Below are 19109 nucleotides of genomic sequence, written 5' to 3'. Positions count from 1 at the left end.
CGCGGATGGCGGTGTTGAGCGCCCCTGCGCCCCATGATCAATGCGAAATCGGCAACGGTTTCGCACGCCACAACCGACAGTGGTACCTCCGTGGATCGCGGCGTTGCGTGATCGCGTCAGCCGTTTCACTCGCGCGTCCTGGCGGAGCGGATGGTCACGGCCCGTCCCGGGATTGGTCATCCAATTCGATGAAGCCCTCTTCGTCGGCCTTGTCGACCGGGTGTGCGGTCGCGAGCGAATTCGGCGTGGCAGGCCGTGACTGAGCGGGGATGAATAGGTCGTGGACCTGTGGGTCGTAGTGGTCGAAGGCGGCCTCGTTGTAGGGCTGGACGCCGCTGGAGTGGTGCGGGATTTGAGGTCCACGTTCGGGTAGTTCGGTCAACCGGAGGCGCTCGGTCACCGTGTCGCCGCCCCCGTTCGTCCACAGGACCCAGACGGGTCCGACCGGGCCGTCGGGGTGGGTGAGGTCACGGGCGGTGGTGGCGATCACCAGCCCCGGGCTGCTGCCGAGTGTGCGGCGCAAGACGGCGTGTAGCCCGGTTTCACGGCGTGCCGAGTGCAGTGAGAACAGCAGGATTCCGAAGCTGTCGGTGGGGAAGCCTTGGTAGTCGGTGAGTTTGGCGGCGAGGGTGGACAGGGTTTCGGTGCCGGTGTCGTATTCGAGGAAGAACCGCACCGCGTGTCCGTCCTGTTCCCAGCAGCCGTAGCCGTCGGGACGAATCTGAGGATCGCGCTCGAACGCCGTCCAGAACTGCTCGGCGCATTGGCGTTCCGACCACCACTGCGTCAACCCCTCCAGCACCGTCGCGTCGGGGTGGCGGGTCGGGTTGCGGTGCGCGGCCAGCGTGGCGAAGAAGCCGTTGGCACCGAGGCGATGCTCGAGGGTCGGAGAACAGGCCAGTCGTTCGAGGGACATCGCGTAGGCAGCTGGGGTCGGTGGCTTCTCGGCGCGTTGGGCCGCGATCAGGCGCGCGCCGGGATAGCCGAGGGCGTGGCGGGTTTGGCTGGTGCCGCCGCCGTAGAGCGATTCGCGGAAGGCGAACAGCATTCCCATCTCGCGCAGCTTGGCCAGCCGGTCCTGCGCGCGGCGGATCGAGGTGAATTCCAGGCTGGCGATCTGGTCCGTGGTCAGCACCTTATGCTCGGCCAGAAGACCGAGAAGACGACGGTCACGGTCGAGTAGACGGAACCACGGACCAGCGTCCGGATGCCCACCGTGGTGTACGGCTCGGCCGCCGCGCCGCCCCCTACGCGATGAACCCTCAGTATTGATACTGAGTCGGGATTTCGAGCCTGCCCTCGGATTGTGGGCTTGAGCGGCGCGGATGCTGACATCGTGTTCGGCGTTTGGGGTGGCGGTTATAGGACGCCGAGCAGCCGCCGACCCACCCGCGCCGCCATCCGCTGACCCAAATGCAGCTGGGTGGTCGTCGTGGCTGGTCATCAAGCACCACCGCCCGCGACCGGTCGGACACCCACGGCCCGGATGATCATGTCCGGCCCGTCGACCAGCACCGCCTGGTTCGTATGCTGGTCCGTCAGGTCCACAGAACAGCAGAGCCGCAGGTTAATAGCCTGCGGCTCTGTTGCTTTCGTGGCAGTGTGCGAACCGGAGCGGTCATGGTCGTGTGTTCCACAGGGCGCTGACCGGCAGGGCGCGGAATTTCGGTCCGAACGGGAGGGTTTCGGTGCCGGTGTAGAGCACGTAACCGGCGAGGAGGTCGTCGCCCAGGCGTTCTGCGAGGTGTCGGAGACCGCGGAAGTCCGCCTTGACGGTGGCGGCGGCTTTCACCTCGATGGCGATCACCTCTCGGCGGTTGTTCTCGAGAACGATGTCGACTTCGACGTTGTCGCGGGTGCGGTAGTGGAACATGCGGGCCTCTTGATCAGACCAGGTGAGCTGACGAGCGAGTTCGGCGGCTACGAAACCCTCCAACAGTGGTCCGAGCGGGCCGTTCACCGCCCGCAGTGCGCGCGGATCAGCGCCGCACAAATATGTCGCGATACCGGAATCGACCATGAACACCTTGGAGGTTGCGACGGCACGGGTGGTCAGGTTTCGCGACCAAGCACGGATGCGCTTGATCAGGAAGACTTCTTCCAGAAGGCGGAGGTAGCGGGCGACGGTGTCCTTGGACAGGCCGAGTTCATTGCCGAGAGCGCCAGGAACCAGGAGTTGACCGGAGCGGGCGGCGACGAGGTTGGCCAGGGTGAACATCTCCGCGGTGCGTTCGATCTCGGACAGCTGCATCACGTCTCGGTCGACCAGATCGGCGACGTAGGAGGAGAAGAATCGGGAACGTCGTTTGCCGCAAAGTACGTGCGCGTCCTGCCGACATAGATATGCGCGTCCTGCCGACACTGGAACAGCTGCTTTGTAGGAGCGCTGTCAATGAGTCGGTCGTTTGATCCGCAGTTGATTCGTTGCCACCCGATAGGTGGAGCGGCCGCGATCATCGGACACCGCCAGCCGAGCCCAGCCGGGCCCCTACCGCCCGGATCAGGATGCCCGGCCCGGCGACCAGCACCGCCCGGGTCGCGTGCTGGTCGGTCGGTTCTACAAAAGCGAACTGTGTCAGGACTCGACGTTGTCGGTTGGCCCGGCATCGGTTTCCGGCCGCGGGTGCGCGGCCAGGAACTCATCGACGATGCGAACGTGGTCGCTGTGGGTGGTGCGAGCGGCCCCGACCAGCCGGCCGTAGGCGATCGGACCGACCAGTTGCGCGACCACCGCGGGCACGTTGTCCACACCGAGCACGGCACGGCCCTCCTCGGTCGCGAACAACTCCTCGAACGGCTGTCGGTAGTGGTAGTTCAACGCCAGCCGGAACATGTCAGCCTTACTCAGCTGCGCACTCAGATCGACCGGGGTGCCGGCGGCGAGCCAGGTCAGGGCTACCTTGCGCACCGGCGCGGCGTGGATGACCTCGGACTGACGGTCGAGCAGCTCGATCAGCCGGTCGCGGACGGGCCCCGCGCCGGGCGCGGTCGCCACAGGCACCAGAGCGCGATGCAGCGCGGCTGTTCCCGCCATGACTCCCTTACCGAGGTACTTGTACATGGAGTTCTTGGCGGCCTTCTTCCGCTCGCCGTACAGGTAGATCGCCAGCGGCTTCAATCCGCCCGATTTGACGAGCGTCACCACCGCGCGCAACTGATCGGCTCGCGTCATCGGCGCCTGCGGGGTCTCCGCCTGACGGGTGTCTTCGGTGGTCTCGGTGGTCATCGGGGTCCTTTCATCCACAACCCGCCGCCACTGCTCCGGCAGGAAATCCACCACCGATCTTACGTATGATCGTTTCACACACCCGAGTGCGCCGGAGTAGGCCATTCGTGGTGAAACCGATTGGCGGCCTTTCGATCTGTTCACCATTCGAAGCCTGGAACTTCCCACCGGGAGCTGACCGACATTGCGAGCATCTTGAAGGCCGAAGGCAGCGTCGGAGTCCGAGTGCACGCGCGGAGCCACGCCCTGGTCCGCATGCTGGTCCGTCAGGTCCACTCCACCACAGAGCCGCAGGTCATTGACCTGTGGCTCTGTTGCATTTCGGCAATGCGCGAACCCGACGGGTGCCCTACGCGGTACCCTACGTTCATGAAGGCCAAAACGAGCGTGTACCTGGATCCCGAGCAGGCTGCCCGTCTCAAGGAGGCTGCCGAAGCTTCGGGGCGATCGGAAGCCGAGTTGATCCGCGAGGGGATCGACCTGGTTCTTATGCGTGCGCACCGGGTGCGTCGCACCCGGCCGTGGCCGTCGTTCGATTCCGGCGATCCTGGGTTTGCCGCCAACAGTGAGGATTTGCTCGGCGAGGCATACGGCGAGTGAGTTTCTTCATCGCCGATACCTCGGCCATCATCGCCGCCTACGATCGCGCCGCGGAACTGCATGAGCGGGCGCGTGAATTCCTCGCCACTTCTGTTGCCGTCGTCTCGCCGCTCGTGCTCGACGAGGTCGATCATCTGCTCGTCGCGCGGTTTGGAAAAGACCGCCGCACAGCCGATCTCGTCCTCGACGACCTGCTCACCTCCGCTGAGGAAGGTGCGGTGCTCGTGCCGCCGGTGGACCGCGATGACCTGCGGGTCGCGCAAAAGATCATCGAACAATATCGCGGCCTTCGGCTCGATCTGGCCGACGCGGTCACCGTTGTGCTCGCCGAGCGCTACCTCACCAACGACATACTGACTCTGGACGAGAAGGGCTTTCGCGCCGTCCGGCCTTTGACGCCCGCTCATGCGTCGTTCCGGCTCGTGCTCCAGGGGGACTGAACCTCCCGCAGCCGCGACCGGGTGTCCACGACACGGATCGCGATGGGGCCAGTCCACCAGCACGGCGCGGTTCGTATGCTGGTCCGTCAGCTCCACAGTGACCTTTTTCGTACCCGAGATCGTCGACCACTGGCGAGGGTGGCCGGTGTTCGCCGATCCGCGGCGAAACAAGATGGGGCATCTGTCCGATAGCTTTCGGAACGCTCGATTCCTAGTGTTTGTCTGCCGGATCGAGAGATCGGCTCGCAACTCCGCATGTAACTCGAACCGAAGGGGTGTCATGAAAAGGTCTTTGGGTGTTGTCGCGCGGGTTGCCGCCGTGGGTGTTTCGGGACTGGGTTTGGCGGCTGTCGTCGGGACGGGTAGCGCGCAGGCCGCGCCGCAGGACTGCAGTGTGACGAAGGGCGTGTTCGACGCCTCGGCGGTGTGCGCACCCGACGGGGGTTCGAACTATGTGCTGCACCTCGATTGCGTCGGCCTGTACGCCAGCGGGCCGTTCCCGATGTACGCCGTCGGGTCCTACAAGGTGCTCAGCTACCCCTTCACGCCGTCGGGCGAGCGGGTATCGGCGGGATGCACCGGGATGGGACCTGGGGTCTTCGCCGTGGCGACGAACGCCTACGTCGAGATCTACAACCCTTAGCCGACCACCGCGCCGACTCGAGGTCGCCGCGAGACTCGGGGACACGGAATCAGCTCCGGCACGGCTGTAGCCCACCAGCACGGCTCTCGTGACGGATCGTCGGATCCACTGGAATGCCCGGTCTTTCGAGGCCGGGCGTTCTCTGTGGCCCGAACGTTCCGCAGGGGTAGGGGCAAGATCGCCGAATTCTCTGACAACCCGGGAAGATCGGAGCGGTGATCCGCGCTTGTACCGTCCATGACGACAATCGACGCGGAGGACAGTGTGAACCAACAGAACCCGAACGGCTCGACCGTATTGTCGATCGGATTGCACCCCAGCGCTGTGGATTACAGCAACTATCCGCAGCTGACCGAGGAGATTCTGACCGCCCGCATCGCGGCCGGCGAAGCCGCGCTGCGAGAGGCCGGATTCGATCTGGTGGCGTGCCATCTGCCCGCGGATCCCGAAGCGGCGGAAGCGGCGCTACGGGACCGCATCTCGGGGCGCAGCTTCCGGGCCGCCATGATCGGCGCCGGCGTCCGCATGGCGGCCGAGCACACGCTGCTGTTCGAGCGGCTTGTCAACACGCTTTCCGAGGAGGTGCCCGGAATTCGGTTCTGCTTCAACACGTCACCGGAGACCACCATCGACGCGCTGCGGCGCTGGGTGGAGCCGAGCGCACGCTGATACGGCAACACACGGATAGGTCAGGCATCGGTGCCGCTGCGACCGGTGGCGGATCTGGGCGGGGCCGGTTCGGCCGCCACGGGTCGGGGCATCTGGAGGCGGTGTCCTGCCAGGGCGAGGGCGGCGGCGAGGGCGAGGGCGGCGGCACCGGAGATGAGCAGTGGCAGACGGCCGTCGGCGTGCCAGGAGAGTCCGGCCCATAGACCGGCGGCGAGGATGGCAGCGCCGGTGAGTCCTTGGTAGATGCCTTGGGCGGCGGATTGTCTCGTGGCGGGCGCGAGGTCGGCGATCCAGGCTTTGCCGACGCCGTCGGTGGCGGCGGCGAAGCCGCCGTAGATCGGCAGCACGAGGAACACCCAGCCGGGCGAGTCCGCAATCCCCAGGCCGAGGTAGCCGACCGCGAAACACACCAGCCCCGCTGCGAACACGTAGTGGCGTGGCAGCCGGTCCGACACCGCGCCCGCCGGATAGGACAACAGCGCGTAGGCGGCGTTGTAGGCGATATAGCCGCCGATCACCCCGGACACCGACAGCCCGAGCTGGTGAGCGCGCAGCAACAGCAGCGAATCGGGAAAGTTGACCAGCGAGAACACCGTCAGCACGCCGATGAGGGTTCGCAGTCGCGCCGAGAATCGTTGTGTCGGTGCATCAGACAGGTCGTTGGCCGCGGGTGTGGTTGTCGGGGTGTTGTTTTCGCGAACCGCCGCGACCAGGGCGACCGCGGCCAGCGCCGGAACGACGGCGATGATGAGCAGAGGCCGGATGCGGTGGTCGAGCAGTTCGTAGAGCACGAGTCCGAGGGCGGGCCCCGCGACGGCGCCGAGAGTGTCCATGGTGCGGTGGATCCCGAAGATGCGGCCCTTGGCGGCGGGGTCGGCGCCGACCATCAGCAGGGCGTCGCGGGGCGCGCCGCGGACACCCTTGCCGAGCCGGTCCACGCAACGCCCGGCAAGCACGAGCGGCCAGACGAACGCCGCCGCGATGACGATCTTGCCGAGCGCGGCGAGGGCGTAGCCGAGGGCGATCAGCGGTCGTTTACGGCGGCGGTCCCCGATCCGGCCCGCGACGACCTTCGTCAGTGCCGCGGCGGCCTCCGCGCCGCCTTCGACCGCGCCCACGACGACGGCGGGCGCTCCGAGGACGGCGGTGAGGAAAATCGGCAGGATCGGATACAACAACTCGCCGGCGGTGTCGGCGAGGAAGCTGACCCCGCACAGCACCCGCAGGTTCGGTGTCAGCCACGTCGGCAGGCGGCCGGCGGCGGGCGGGGTCCGCATCAGCGCACGCTACCGCACCGCCACCCGCCCGGCGCGGCTGATAGCCCCGTGCCCCGGGTTGCGCCTCAGTCGGCGGCGATCGCCTCGAAGGCGCCCGCCTGGTAGGAGCCGCCCTTGGTCTTCGTGATGACGGCCAGGCGGTTGGCCGCGTTGATCAACGCGATGACGTAGACGAGCGCCGCGGCCTGGTCCTCGTCGTAGTGTTTGCGAACCAGCGCCCACGTCTCGTCGGAGACGCCGTGACTCAAGTCGGCGAGGCGGGTGCCCTCCTCGGTGAGGGCCAGGGCGGCCTGCTCGGGTTCGCTGAAAACGGTCGATTCGCGCCAGGCGGCGACCAGGTTGACGCGGGTCGCGGATTCGCCCGCGGCCGCCCGCTCCTTGGTGTGGGCGTCGACGCAGAAGCCGCAGCCGTTGATCTGGCTGGCCCGCAACTCCACCAGCTCCATCAACGATTTCGGCAGGCTCGACTGGGTGATCGCCAGGCCGACACCGGCGAACCGCTTGCCGAGCTTGGCGCCGACCGCGTTGGTGTTCAGGTCGATTCGGGGTTCCACCATGTGATCCTCACGTGCGGTGGTGAATTGGACGACCACAAGACGCCGGAGACCGCGTGCGCGTGACAATGTCGAGCCTGTGAGGTGGGCCACGGGTGCAGAACAGAAACGCCCGCGCCATCCGGGGATGACGCGGGCGGCGGGACGCGCGGTTACTTCGGTTCCGGGTGGGTGGTGGGGGTGTGGATGATGTCGAAGTACACCGTCTTGTCGTTGGCGTCCGGGTAGACGCGGTAGGTGAATTCCTTGTCGTTCAAGGTGATGATGTCGGTGACGCGGCGGAACTTCTCCTGTCCCGCATCGTCTTTCGCGACGATGGTGCGGGTCTTGCCGTCGGCGGGGACGGACCAGTCGCCGTGCATCTTCGGGGTGTCGTCGAGGTTGTACATGGTGAAGGTGCCGTCGGGCTTGAAGTAGGCGAAGCCGACGTAGTTCTTCGCATTGTCGTCGGTCAGCGGCACCTGGGCGCCGTGGGCGTCGGTCGCGGAGGTGGTCTCCCAGGCGGTGGCGGCCAGCAGGGCAGCCGGGGAACCGGGCGGGACGGCCACGGGTTACCCGCGGCCAGACCACGCTGAAGGAATCACTGGCAGGAGCGGATGGCCGCGGGCAGGTCGACATCACGAAGAAGGCGCGGCTGGTCCGGAGGCGCTTGGCGGGCATGCCCACCCGGATCTCCCAGCCACCGGGGCGGATAGGCCGAATCCGCCCAATCCCCGATTCCGCCGCTCACGCATATTGCGAGCCCGGTCACAGCTGTGGCAGAGTGATCCGCGCAATATTGAGACTAGTCAGTCTCACAAATTGGGGATTCAGGGTGAGGAAGTGGGTCGATGAAGACCAGACGACTGACCGGGCGGCTCGTACGCCTCGGGACGGTGTCCATCACGACGCTGGTGGCGGCGGCATTCACGGTGGGACCGGCGCACGCCGATCCGGCCGCGCCGACGCTGCCCTCGAGCACGCCGGCGCAGGTGCTGCCACTGCCGCCGGAACTCGATCCCGGCTTCTACAACCCGCCCGCCGACGTGATCGCCGCCGCCGCGCCCGGCGAGATCATCGCGGCCCGGCAGGTCAACCTCGGCAACTTCGGGCTGATCCCGCTGAACGTGGACGCCTGGCAGGTCTCCTACCGCTCCAACAACAGTCGCGATGAGGCCATCCCGGCGGTCGCCACCCTGATCAAGCCGCGCGGCACCGCGCCCGCGCCGCGCAAGCTGCTCTCGGTGCAGATCGCCGAGGACTCGACGCAGGGCTATTGCAGTCCCTCCTATGCACTGCAACACCTTTCGGCCGCGCCGTTCCTCGGGCAGATCGTCGCGCCCGCCGAATTCCTCTTCGCGCAGGCCGCGCTGCAGAAGGGGTTCGCGGTGGTGATCCCCGATCACGAGGGCCCGAATTCGGCGTACGCCGCCGGTCCGCTGGCCGGACGCATCACCCTCGACGGCATTCGCGCCGCCACCTCGTTCGCACCGCTCGGCGTCGGCGCGGGCGCGCCGACCGCGCTGTACGGCTACTCGGGCGGATCGATGCCCACCATGCACGCCGCCGAGATGCGCAAAACCTATGCGCCGGAACTGAATATCGTGGGCGCGGCCTCCGGCGGCACCGGCGCGGATCTGGGCGCGGCACTGCTCATGGCCAACAATCAGGCCACCGCGGGCCTGGTGCTGGGAGCGGTCCTCGGGCTCTCACGGGAGTACCCGGAATTCAGCGCGCTGCTGGACCAGAAGCTCAACCCGCTCGGCCAGCTGCTGCGCACGGTGAAGGCGCCGTTCTGCGTGCAGTATCAGACCGCGCTGCTGCCGTTCCTCAATATCACCGGCATGATCAACTCCCCCGACCCGCTCGGCGAACCCGCTGTTCAGGCCATGCTCGAGGACACCCGCCTGGGCAAGAGCCTGCCCGACATGCCGCTGTTCGTGTGGCACTCGCGCTGGGACGAGATCCTGCCGTTGCCCGCGGCGGACAAGCTGGTCGACACCTACTGCGCGCAGCCCGGAGCGCAGGTCACCTACACCCGGGACTGGGCCAGCGAGCACGTCATCGGCGAGGTCTCCGGCGGACCGGCCGCGCTGCTGTGGCTGTTCGATCGCTTGAACGGTATTGGCGCGCAACCGGGCTGCTCCACCACCGACATGCCGTCCATGCTCGGCACCCCCGGTGAGCTGCAGACCCTGGGCGAGACACTGGGTGAGACCTTCGCCTCATTCTTCGGCAAACCGATCGGGGGCTGATCAGCGGGTTCGGGTCATGGTGCGGTAACGACTCATTCGCGTAAGTAACACTCGGATCTCCGGTTACGACGTCTCCCTGTGTAGACGGCCCGCTCAGTCGCTGGGCCTGACGTTCACTTGTCGGGGTGAAATGGGGATTCGGGCATGGATATTCGCGGGTTCGCGAAACGACATAAGATCGCATCGGCGGTCGCCGCTCCCGCGGTACTGGGTGTGGCGGCCGCGATAGCGGCCACCTACGCGCTGACGGGGCCGGATTCGAAGCAGGCCGATCCGGCGTTGACTTCGTCGGTCACCGAATGCCATGACATGGTGACCATCTCGGTGGCCGGTCGCAATGACTCTCCGCAGTCCGGAACCACCAAGATGCTGGTCGACGCGAACGGCAACGAACTGCCCGCCGCCCTTTCCGACGATTACCAGAGCCACTGGGTGGACCCGGTGGTGAACGCCCCGGGCGGCTCGGTCGACTCCAATTCGTATTCCGCCGTCTACATCTCCTACCCCGCGAACCTGAACAGCTACGAGGACGCCGTCAATACCGGTGTCGCCAATACCGAGCAGGTCATGCGGGATATCTCCGCGGCCTGCCCGAACACCAAGTACGCGATCGTCGGCTATTCCGAGGGCGCGGACGTGGTGCGGCGGGTGGCCATGCAGATCGGCCACCAGAGCGCGGGCGCGGACGGCAAGTACGGGATCGTGGATCCCGGCAATGTCGCGGGCGTGGTGATCCTCGCCGACGCCGGGCGCACCGCCGGGGAAGGTCCGTTCCCGGGCGCGAAGGACCCGAGCCGTCCGGACAACTTCAATCAGAGCTACCAGACCGGCAAGCAGGTCGCGGGCGGGCAGGGCGCGCTGCCCGACCAGGCCGGTGACTTCGGCGCGCTGAACGGCCGCATCGCGTCCTTCTGCTCCGACGGCGACCTCACCTGCGCGGCGCCGAAGAACATCTCGCTGCTGCAGCTCGCCATCAATGTCGGCCGCCAGATCAATGCCGACCAGATGCAGAACGAGGGCCTCAACCCGACCACCGGCATCGACGTCGCCGTCGTGCTGGGCAAGATCGCGGGCGACGCCTTCGCCGACATCGCGCACAACCCGGGCTGGTGGACCAGCAAGGAAACGTTCCTCGACGTGCTGCTGAAGGTGTCGCAGCCCGGTTACCAGGCGAACCAGCAGAACGCGACCCCGGTGGCCGCGGACAATATCGCCGCCGAGAACATGTCGCCGCTGGCCTACCTGCCGCAGAAGGTCTTCAACGAGGTCATCGGGCTGATCACCACCAACCAGAACACCATCCCGGTGATCATGAACGATCCGTACAACCTGACTCTGGGCCCGAACGGCACCGGTCACCACTTCGACTACTGGCACGACTCCAACCCGGACAACGGCAAGCCCGTCAGCTCCGCCGAGTACGCCGCCGCCTGGCTCACCGAACTGGCGAAGCAGGCCCAGGCCCACCAGCTCGACCCGAAGACGCTGACCACCACGCCGAGCCCGACCACCACGTCGAAGGCTCCGGCCGTGCTGGCCGCCGCCCCGAAGTCCGGCGAGGCCGCCACCACCACTCCGGCGACCGGAACCACGACGACCACCACCACCCCGGCCCCGGCCGTCACCACCACGACGCCGCCGGCCACCACGACGGTCGCCCCGGACACCACGACCGCGCCGGTCACCACCACTCCCCCGGTGACCACCACCGCCCCGACGACGACCCCCGTCGTCACCACCACCACCGCGGCGCCCACCACCACGCCCACGAACTGACAGCAACAGTGCGCGCCCTGGCCTCTACCTATGCCCGGGCGCGCACTGATTTCGTAACGGTCGGGGTAACTCGTCGGGCACGCCCGAAATCGGTTCGGCACCCAACGCCGACACGCGTGCACGGCCGGCAACGGCTCTCCAGCCGCCCGCTGAAGGCCCGGAGAGGCGGGCTAGCTGAACCAGACCAGGCTGCCCAGCCCGGCGATCAGGCAGTAGACGGCGAAGGGGGTCAGGGTCTTGGTCTCGAAGTACGCGGTCAGGAACTTGACCGAGATATAGGAGAGCACGCCCGCGACCACGCTGCCCGCGACGGCGGGACCCAGGATGGCATGGTTCTCGGGCTTGAACAGCTCCGGCGTCTTCAGCACCCCGGCCGCCAGGATGACCGGGGTGGCCAGCAGGAACGCGAAGCGGGCGGCGTCCTCGTGGCGCATGCCCTTGAACAGGCCCGCCACGATGGTGCTGCCGGAACGGCTGATGCCCGGGAAGAGCGCGGCGATCTGCGCCGATCCGATCAGGGTGGCGTCGCGCATGGTCAGGCGGGACAGGCGCACGTCCGAGGCGCGGTCCGGGTCGGTCATCGGCAGCACGATCGTGTCCACCATGGACACGTCCCGGCGGCCCGTCGGACTGGAGAGCACGAAATCGCCTTCGGGCTCACGCTTGCGCATGATCTCCGCGGACAACAGCACGAAACCGTTGATCGCCAGGAAGATCGACGTGGGCACGGGAGTGCCGAGGTAGTTCCGGACGATCTTCTCCAACAGCAGTCCGGCGAGGCCGACCGGAATCGTCGCCACCACCAGCAGTACGCCCAATCGTGCTTCGGGAGTGCGGATCTCGCGGGTCAGCGCCACCTCCCACAGGCCGCGCAGGATGCGCACCCACTCCCACCGGAAGAAGATCACCAGGGCCAGCGCGGTGGCGACGTGCATGGCCACCAGCAACGCCAGGTACGGGGAATCCTTGGCGGACATGCTCAGATCGTCGGCCCACTGCCCGCCCACCCAGGCCGGGAGCAGGATGCTATGGCCCAGACTGGAGACCGGGAAGAGCTCGCTCACCCCTTGTAGCGCGCCGACGACGATCGACTCCAGGTAACTGATGGCCATTCGAATTCCTGTCGGGCGGCGGTGCGGGGGATCCGAACACCCCGATGGCGCCGGGGCAGCTCGCCTGGCGAGGCTACCGGAAGCGATCCAATTGCGCGGCGCGGCGTCCGACGGCGTGGAATACTTCGGCGATATGCAGTACAGGGGATTCGGTAATCCCGATGTCGGCGAGGATCCCGAGTTAGCTCAGGCCCGCATCTTCCTGGACGAATTGGAAAGGCATGTAGTCAAACTGACGCGGCGATTACAAACCGCGCCCACGGCGGAAGCCCGGCAAACGATCTCGGCCGAACTTTCCACGGTGCGCAAGTATGTCGATCGCATTCACCGCAGATTTCCCGGCATCGCCGTCGCTCATTGATCGAGCCGCGGCCGCCAGCGTTCGGCGGAGCGGACCATGTCCAGGCCCACCCGCTCGAGATAGTCCCCCATGCCCAGCAGCCGCAGCCCGGCGGGCGTGGCCACACCGAGCGCGTCCGCGCCGTGCCGGGCCTGGGCCGCCAGCCGCTCGTTGACCTGCGCCCCGGCGAGAATGGCTCGGTACCAAGCGGATTCGTCGATCACGTAGCGGTCGCGGCGGGTGCCCGGGTCCCGGTCGCGGCGGATCAGCGCCCGCTCCTCGAGCCGCCCCACCGCCGCGGAGACCGTCGCCGGGCTCACCCGCAACTGGGCCACCAGCTCGGCGGCGGTGAGACTGCCCGAGTCCGCGGCGTAGAGCCGGGCCAGCACCGCGGCGGCCATGCGCGGCATCCCGAACTGCGCGAACAGCAGCGCGAAGCGGTCGCTGACCTCGGTCAGCAGCATCGGATCGCGGCCGTATTCGTCGACGCCGGAAGGCTTCTCGATGGGTTTGGGGCGCGGCGTGCGGCGGCGCGAACGCACCGCGGTGGCGGCCTGCGCCAGCTCCGCGCGGTAGCGGCCCGGACCGCCGTTGCGGGTCACCTCGCGGCTCACTGTGGAGGTCGGCCGGGACAGGCGGCGGGCGATCTCGGCGTAGCCGAGGCCCCGGGCCAGACCGGCGGCGATGAGGCGGCGATCATCGGGGCTGAGTCTTCCTCCGGGCACGGAGCGGCTCCTTCATCAGATGCCGCCGAGGCGGCGCGGCACCACCCTATTGCAACACGAAAACCGCACGGCGGGCGCCGCAAACGATCAGCGTGACAATCGAACACCCTTGGCACACTTGCATTATCCGGTTCGTGATGGCATTCGGTCGTCACCCCGGTTGGGAACGCAACGTAGCGTTCGCCATCAGTCGAACAGCCCGCGCTTCATAATCCGGTCAGATCGGCCAGCACCGTGAAGTCCATGATGTCCGCGCCCGCCAGGAACACCGGCTGCGTGGTGTGCGCCCCGCGCACCCGCACCTCACCGCGCGGGCCGCCGTAGCTCACCTTCGCCGCGCCGCGCTCGATGAGCCGCACGTCCAGGCTGTGCGCCGCCTCCGCCAGCGAGGCGAACAACAGCAGGCCCTCGTAGCAGGATTCGCCGATATTGTTCAGCGCCGGGGCCAGCTGACCGTAGCGGGCGGTGTAGCGGCTGCCGAAGGCCATCGCCTCCCGCGACACCAGGCTCTCGAAATAGCCGCTGGCGGTGAACAATCCGCGCGCGCTGTCCGGGCCGCCCGCGTAGAGCACGTCCTCGCCGATCATCATGCTCAGCCGCAGGCGGCTCTCGTCCAGCCCGGCCGCCGCGAAGGCCTGATTGAAGGCCGCGCAATCCGCGCCGACCATGAACAGCAGCACCCCCTCGGCGGGCGAACTGCGGATGAGGTCCAACGCCGCGGTGAAATCCCGGCTGCCCAACGGCACGAAGACCTCACCGACCACGTCGATATCGCTTGTGTCAGCGAATTCCCAAGTGACCCTTGCCGTTTCACGCGGCCAGACATAGTCGTTGCCGACGATGCACCAGCGGCGCACGCCCCGCTCGGCGCGGAACCAGCGCAACGCGGGGAACAACTGCTGATCCGGGGTCTCCCCCACCATGTAGACGCCGTCGGAGTCCTCGCCGCCCTCGTAGAAGGTGGTGTAGATGTAGGGCACCCGGCCCGCGGTGTACGGGGTGATGGCCTTGCGCGCGTTCGACAGGTGCCAGCCGACCACGCCGTCGATCACGCCGCGGCTCACCATCCGATCGATCCGCGCGGCCAGCATCGGCAGCGGCGCGCCCGCGTCCACCGGATGCAGCCGGACCGGGCGGCCCAGGATCCCGCCCATCGCATTGATGTCCTCGACGGCCAGCGCGGCGCACGCCTCGCAGGAGGGCCCGAAGATGCCGGCCGAACCACTCATCGGGACGACCAGGGCCAGGTCCACCGTCGCCCGGCGCGACCCTGCCTCACGTGGCGTCATCGATCATCACCGCCGTTCGAATGCCCACGTTCCGCCCGCGCGTCCACCCGGGACCGCGCGGTGCGAGACGAAGGGGCACGATAGCACCGTGAACAGTCCTGACGCGCGCGAGCTCATGTTGCTCGCCGGTGAGCGCACCATCGCCGAACGCGGGCCGGACGTGGCCCTGCGCGATATCGCGGTGGCGGCGGGACAGCGCAACAACTCCGCGGTCCACTATCACTTCGGTTCCCGGGACGGACTCATCGCCGCCATTATCGAACGCCACCAGCCCGCATTGGAATCCCGCCGAACCGAACTGCTCGCCGAACACGAGTCCTCGGGCGCCCCGGACAGCGTCGCCGCGCTGGTCGCCATTCTGGTGCGACCCATGTTCGACGTGCCCTACGCCGAGGGCTCGACGCACTACGCGCGGTTCCTGGAGCAGGCTCGCGCCCATCCGGCGGTCACCGGACCAAATCTCAACGAAAAGCGTTGGCAGACAACAAGAGTGCTCGTCGCCAGGCTGTATCACGCACTGGCGGAACTGACTCCGGTGCAACGCCGGTACCGGCTGCAGGCCATGACCACGGTCATGTTCGCCCTGCTCGCCGACTACGAGCGCTCCGTGCTGCCCACCGAGGTCGAACGCGACGACGTCCGCGACAGCATCATCGCCATGATCGTCGGACTACTCAGTGAACCGGTGGACCACCCCGGTCAGGGGGCCGCCGTCCGGGCATTCGGATCGAAACCGCCCGGCATCTCGTAGACCACGCCGCCGAACGTGATGCCGAAGAGCCGGCCCGCCGAGAAGCCTTGCGCGCCACGGCCGTACCGCACCTCACTGGTCAACAGCGGGCCGGTCGATCCGGAACGCCTGCTCGCTCACCGGATCGGTGACGAACGCGCGCCCGGCCGGGTCGACGGTGATGCCCTCCAGCGCGGTCCCCGGCAGAGTCGCCATGGTGACCGGCGGCTGACCCGCGCCCGCGCACCGGTCCAGCCTTCGCGGGAGCCGCGGCGACTGTCGACATGCCGCGGTCGTGAGCGTGGCGAGAGCCAGTGGCGCCGTTTGCCTTGCCCTCATGCCCTACCTCGCATTGTCGATGGATCACGAATTCGTGGTGATCACGTCGAATGGTCCCGAGCGGTTCACTGGAAGCGACGCGCTCCGGTCACCGGCATATTCGACAGCGGCGAGACCTTCACACCAGAACCGTAGTCACTGGCGTGGATCACCTTCCCGTCGCCGAGATACATCGCCGAGTGGCCACCACCGTAGTAGGAGACCAGATCGCCCGGCTCCAATTCGTCGATCGTGACCGGGGTTCCGGCGGCGAGCTGTGAATAACTCGTGCGCGGCACTTCCACGCCCGCCTCCCGATACGACCACTGCACGAAACCGGAGCAGTCGAAGGAGTCCGGCCCGGTGCCGCCGGCGCTGTAGTTCGCGCCGAGTTTGGTGCGGGCCGCCTCCACCGCGCGCTCGCCCGCCGTCTTCGGCATTGCCGCGGGCACCGTGGTGCGAGTGACCGCGGAATCGGTGACGCCGGGGATTCCGGTCAGCGGGGGCAGGGCGGCGGGCACCACGAAGGTGCCGAGACCGGCGACCGACACCGTGCGCGATTCCGGCGCGGGGGCCTGGATCACGGCGGTCGGGGCGGCGACCGCCGGGGCGGCGACCGCCGGGGTGCCGATCGCCGGGATCACGATGGCCGAGCGCAGCGACTCCGGGAACAGTGACTGCACCGGCGCCGGGTCGGGCATCGTGTCGGCCGGGGCGATGATGATGCGCTGCGGCGCCACCGTCATACGGGGGGCGTCCGGCTCGCCGATCGCCGATTCCGACGTGGGGGAGGTGGTTCCGGCCGCGGGGGGCAGGATGCCGATCGCGGGGGTCACCCGGCCGAGCGGGGCGGCGATCTCGTCCGGGATGTCGATCGCCCCGATACCGGGGATCGTCACCGGCGCCGCCTGCGCCTGGCCCGCCGCGAAGAACAGGGCGGCTCCGATGGCTGCAGCTCCGAGGACTCCTGTCACCAGGGTCCGCAGGCTCAGCCGCGGAAGTAATCGAACCTTCTGTCTATCACCGTTGGTTTCCATGAGCGGTCGTCCTCCGATCAAGCCGTGAAAGCTATCCGGTATCCGTCCATCACGCGAAATTTCGGTACTGCCAGCAGATCCGAGAATGCATATTTCGCCGGAACGTCAGAGGTGGCAACGAATGACATGCGTGTTATCCATTACGAAACGGTAACCATTGACGGCTGTGTCCAATTGGACACACGCGGTTTTCAACCAATTCGACACCTCCGAGCGAGCCTTCGCGGGCGCGTCCCGCGCGCGTGTGAGACTGATCAAGGAAGCTGCCCTCCCCATCAACAGGAGGTTGATCGATGACCAAATCCCCTGCGCTAGGCAACCTTCCCGAGCCACTGGTGATCACGCTCGGGAATCTCAAAGGAGGCGTGGGCAAGACGACATCCGCCTTCTTCATCGCCTCGTATTTCGCTACCGCGCACGAACTTCGAGTACTGGTGATCGACGCCGACCCGCTGAGCCAGACCGGGTACTCCTGGTATCGGCGACTACAGAAGGCCGAGGTCGACATTCCCTTCGAATTGCTCGCCTTCCCCTCACGGCACGTGAACGACTGCATCACCGACAATTCCGCGAACTACGACGTGATCATCGTCGACGCCGGCGGTGAATCGGCCGACATCTTCAAGGCCGCCGTCCCCGTCAGCGACGAACTCATCCTCGTCACCAGCGTCAGCCCCTCGGAAGTCAAACGCGTCCCCAGTACCTACCGCGCCGCCGAGGAAGCGGCCGCCGAACACGAGAAGGCCATTCGCGTGCGTGTGCTCATGACCAAGGTTCCGGTCACCATGAAGAACGGCGTCAACGTGTCCACCGAATACCGCACGCAGCGCGGGAATCTGGAGGACGCGGGCTACGAGGTCTTCGACTCCTACGTCAGCGCCTGGAAGTGGTATCGGGAGGCCGCCGACGGCGAAGTCGGCGACGGCGCCGAGAACCCGATCGAGGATCTCGGCGAATACCGGGCCGTCGGCGACGAACTGGTGCGCGACTACATCGAGTCCCGCGTCCCGGCGGAGGTGTCGGCCTGATGCCACCCCAGCGCAGAAAGACCTCCATCGGCGGCGGCCTGGGCCGCAACCCGCTGTCCGACGAGGCCGAGCACACTCCCCCGGTGTCCCCGCTGCGCGACGCCAAATGGCCGCGCACACCGAAACTCTCACCGGCCGCCACCACCGTCCTCATGGCCCCGGCCGCGCCCGCGGCGGCCCCGGCGGACGCGGCGGCATCCGCCGCTACCGCGACCGCCACCCTGGCGCCCGAGACGGTGGCGGCCGACAGGGTGGCGACCGAACCCGTGGCCGCGCAACCGGTCACGCCCGCGCCGAAGATCCCGGCAGCACCGAAGATCCCGGTCGCACCGAAGGCTTCGGCGCCGAAGCCGGTGGCGCACGAGGCCGCCCCGGCGGCCGAGAGCGCGCCCAGCGTGCTGGACCTTCCGCTGCCCACCGCGGGCGGCAACGGGCCGCTCAGCCGCAGCGAGTCCGATCAGCTCGAAGTGTGCGAGTCCTCCATCGACGCGCTGCGGGTGGCCTTCTGGACCGCAGGGCGCGCGCTGCAGATCGTGCGCGACGGCCGGCTCTACCGCGCCGACCACGCCAGCTTCGACGAGTACGTGGAGAAGCGCTGGGACATGCAGCGGTCCTACGCGCACAAGCTGATCCGGGCCTGGCCGCTCGCCGCGCGCCTGCACCCGGTCGCGCCGGCCCTCAACGAGGGCCAGATCCGCGAGCTGCTGCCGGTGGCCGCGGCCTACGGCGAGGACGCGGCGGTCACCGTGTACACCACGCTGGCCGCCGACGTGAAGGTCACCGCGGGCAAACTCCGCGAAGCCGTCGCGGTGCTGCCCGACGACTACGAGGAGGGCGCGGTGGTGCAGCGGCTGCGCGCCTGGCTGCGCGGTGACCTCTCCGAGGAGCAGCCCGCCACCGCCGACGTGTTCAGCGCGGTCGAGTCCCGGCTCACCGCACTCACCCAGAAAGTGGTGAAGGGGTCCGGCGAGCATCCGGTGGCGGCACGCGAATTCGCGGCCAAACTCCGGACGCTGGCCGAACTCATCGAGCGGCAGATTCCGGTAACCGGGCGAATGCCGGACATCGAATAGCTCGTGACAGCACCCGCCGAAAGGGCCCGGCCGAAAGC

The 19109-nt window shown here is 67.7% G+C and carries 21 protein-coding genes; 10 read left to right on the top strand and 11 right to left on the bottom strand.

Going from position 1 to position 19109, the window contains the following annotated elements:
- Positions 1–154: 154 nt before the first annotated feature.
- From ACFV4K_RS01675 to ACFV4K_RS01665, 3 genes are all read right to left on the bottom strand, one after another.
- Entirely contained in the window at positions 155–1273 is a 1119-nt protein-coding gene (locus ACFV4K_RS01675) for a replication-relaxation family protein (RefSeq protein WP_379271300.1), read from the bottom strand.
- Positions 1274–1618: 345 nt separating this feature from the next.
- Entirely contained in the window at positions 1619–2251 is a 633-nt protein-coding gene (locus ACFV4K_RS01670) for an ATP-binding protein (RefSeq protein WP_379271185.1), read from the bottom strand.
- A 324-nt stretch (positions 2252–2575) separates the two neighbouring features.
- Complete coding sequence (locus ACFV4K_RS01665; protein WP_379271183.1) at positions 2576–3304, bottom strand: hypothetical protein; 729 nt, start codon at positions 3302–3304, stop codon at positions 2576–2578.
- A 291-nt stretch (positions 3305–3595) separates the two neighbouring features.
- Between ACFV4K_RS01665 and ACFV4K_RS01660 the strand changes: the two genes are divergently transcribed.
- From ACFV4K_RS01660 to ACFV4K_RS01645, 4 genes are all read left to right on the top strand, one after another.
- A complete protein-coding gene (locus ACFV4K_RS01660) occupies positions 3596–3826 on the top strand; it encodes a CopG family transcriptional regulator (protein ID WP_379271182.1) in 231 nt (76 codons plus the stop codon).
- Positions 3823–4266 (top strand): type II toxin-antitoxin system VapC family toxin, encoded by a 444-nt coding sequence (locus ACFV4K_RS01655; protein ID WP_379271180.1) that lies wholly within the window; start codon positions 3823–3825, stop codon positions 4264–4266. The genes ACFV4K_RS01660 and ACFV4K_RS01655 overlap by 4 nt, the downstream gene beginning before the upstream one ends.
- Positions 4267–4546: 280 nt before the next feature.
- Positions 4547–4909 (top strand): hypothetical protein, encoded by a 363-nt coding sequence (locus ACFV4K_RS01650; RefSeq protein ID WP_379271179.1) that lies wholly within the window; start codon positions 4547–4549, stop codon positions 4907–4909.
- 237 nt (positions 4910–5146) lie between these two features.
- Positions 5147–5578, top strand: coding sequence for a hypothetical protein (locus ACFV4K_RS01645; protein WP_379271177.1), 432 nt, complete (start codon positions 5147–5149; stop codon positions 5576–5578).
- A 20-nt stretch (positions 5579–5598) separates the two neighbouring features.
- Here the strand turns inward: ACFV4K_RS01645 and ACFV4K_RS01640 are convergent, their stop codons facing one another.
- From ACFV4K_RS01640 to ACFV4K_RS01630, 3 genes are all read right to left on the bottom strand, one after another.
- Positions 5599–6855, bottom strand: a complete 1257-nt coding sequence (locus ACFV4K_RS01640) for an MFS transporter (RefSeq protein WP_379271175.1) — start codon at positions 6853–6855, stop codon at positions 5599–5601.
- Between the two features lie 65 nt (positions 6856–6920).
- Positions 6921–7409, bottom strand: a complete 489-nt coding sequence (locus ACFV4K_RS01635) for a carboxymuconolactone decarboxylase family protein (protein ID WP_379271298.1) — start codon at positions 7407–7409, stop codon at positions 6921–6923.
- A 152-nt stretch (positions 7410–7561) separates the two neighbouring features.
- Entirely contained in the window at positions 7562–7957 is a 396-nt protein-coding gene (locus ACFV4K_RS01630) for a DUF4822 domain-containing protein (protein WP_379271173.1), read from the bottom strand.
- Positions 7958–8239: 282 nt separating this feature from the next.
- Between ACFV4K_RS01630 and ACFV4K_RS01625 the strand changes: the two genes are divergently transcribed.
- Both ACFV4K_RS01625 and ACFV4K_RS01620 read left to right on the top strand, forming a co-directional pair.
- Entirely contained in the window at positions 8240–9643 is a 1404-nt protein-coding gene (locus ACFV4K_RS01625; protein ID WP_379271171.1) for a lipase family protein, read from the top strand.
- 144 nt (positions 9644–9787) lie between these two features.
- The gene (locus ACFV4K_RS01620) at positions 9788–11419 is read left to right on the top strand and encodes a cutinase family protein (RefSeq protein WP_379271169.1); all 1632 of its coding nucleotides are present in this window, start codon (positions 9788–9790) and stop codon (positions 11417–11419) included.
- A 170-nt stretch (positions 11420–11589) separates the two neighbouring features.
- Here the strand turns inward: ACFV4K_RS01620 and ACFV4K_RS01615 are convergent, their stop codons facing one another.
- Positions 11590–12537 carry an undecaprenyl-diphosphate phosphatase gene (locus ACFV4K_RS01615; protein ID WP_379271296.1) on the bottom strand — a complete coding sequence of 316 codons (948 nt, stop codon included), beginning with the start codon at positions 12535–12537 and terminating at the stop codon, positions 11590–11592.
- Here ACFV4K_RS01615 and ACFV4K_RS01610 point away from each other — a divergent pair.
- Positions 12524–12892 carry a hypothetical protein gene (locus ACFV4K_RS01610; protein WP_379271167.1) on the top strand — a complete coding sequence of 123 codons (369 nt, stop codon included), beginning with the start codon at positions 12524–12526 and terminating at the stop codon, positions 12890–12892. The two genes, ACFV4K_RS01615 and ACFV4K_RS01610, sit on opposite strands and share 14 nt — an antisense overlap.
- On the opposite strand, the gene ACFV4K_RS01605 is transcribed toward ACFV4K_RS01610, so the two are convergent.
- Positions 12886–13596, bottom strand: coding sequence for a MarR family transcriptional regulator (locus tag ACFV4K_RS01605; RefSeq protein WP_379271165.1), 711 nt, complete (start codon positions 13594–13596; stop codon positions 12886–12888). The two genes, ACFV4K_RS01610 and ACFV4K_RS01605, sit on opposite strands and share 7 nt — an antisense overlap.
- A 206-nt stretch (positions 13597–13802) precedes the next feature.
- Positions 13803–14885: a substrate-binding domain-containing protein gene (locus tag ACFV4K_RS01600; RefSeq protein ID WP_379271163.1), complete on the bottom strand. Its 1083-nt coding sequence runs from the start codon at positions 14883–14885 to the stop codon at positions 13803–13805.
- 88 nt (positions 14886–14973) lie between these two features.
- On the opposite strand from ACFV4K_RS01600, the gene ACFV4K_RS01595 reads away from it, so the two are divergent.
- On the top strand, positions 14974–15636 hold the full coding sequence (locus tag ACFV4K_RS01595; protein WP_379271162.1) for a TetR family transcriptional regulator: 663 nt from the start codon (positions 14974–14976) through the stop codon (positions 15634–15636).
- Positions 15637–15708: 72 nt separating this feature from the next.
- On the opposite strand, the gene ACFV4K_RS01590 is transcribed toward ACFV4K_RS01595, so the two are convergent.
- Positions 15709–15831, bottom strand: coding sequence for a hypothetical protein (locus ACFV4K_RS01590; RefSeq protein WP_379271160.1), 123 nt, complete (start codon positions 15829–15831; stop codon positions 15709–15711).
- Positions 15832–16019: 188 nt separating this feature from the next.
- Positions 16020–16970, bottom strand: coding sequence for a C40 family peptidase (locus ACFV4K_RS01585; protein ID WP_379271158.1), 951 nt, complete (start codon positions 16968–16970; stop codon positions 16020–16022).
- A gap of 293 nt (positions 16971–17263) precedes the next feature.
- On the opposite strand from ACFV4K_RS01585, the gene ACFV4K_RS01580 reads away from it, so the two are divergent.
- Both ACFV4K_RS01580 and ACFV4K_RS01575 read left to right on the top strand, forming a co-directional pair.
- Positions 17264–17998, top strand: coding sequence for a ParA family protein (locus tag ACFV4K_RS01580; RefSeq protein WP_379271157.1), 735 nt, complete (start codon positions 17264–17266; stop codon positions 17996–17998).
- Positions 17998–19071 carry a hypothetical protein gene (locus tag ACFV4K_RS01575; RefSeq protein WP_379271155.1) on the top strand — a complete coding sequence of 358 codons (1074 nt, stop codon included), beginning with the start codon at positions 17998–18000 and terminating at the stop codon, positions 19069–19071. The genes ACFV4K_RS01580 and ACFV4K_RS01575 overlap by 1 nt, the downstream gene beginning before the upstream one ends.
- The last annotated feature ends 38 nt before the right edge of the window (positions 19072–19109 follow it).

The sequence above is a fragment of the Nocardia sp. NPDC059764 genome, assembly GCF_042732555.1.
Classification (GTDB): Bacteria; Actinomycetota; Actinomycetes; order Mycobacteriales; family Mycobacteriaceae; genus Nocardia.
This window is presented reverse-complemented; position numbering and strand designations above follow the sequence as displayed.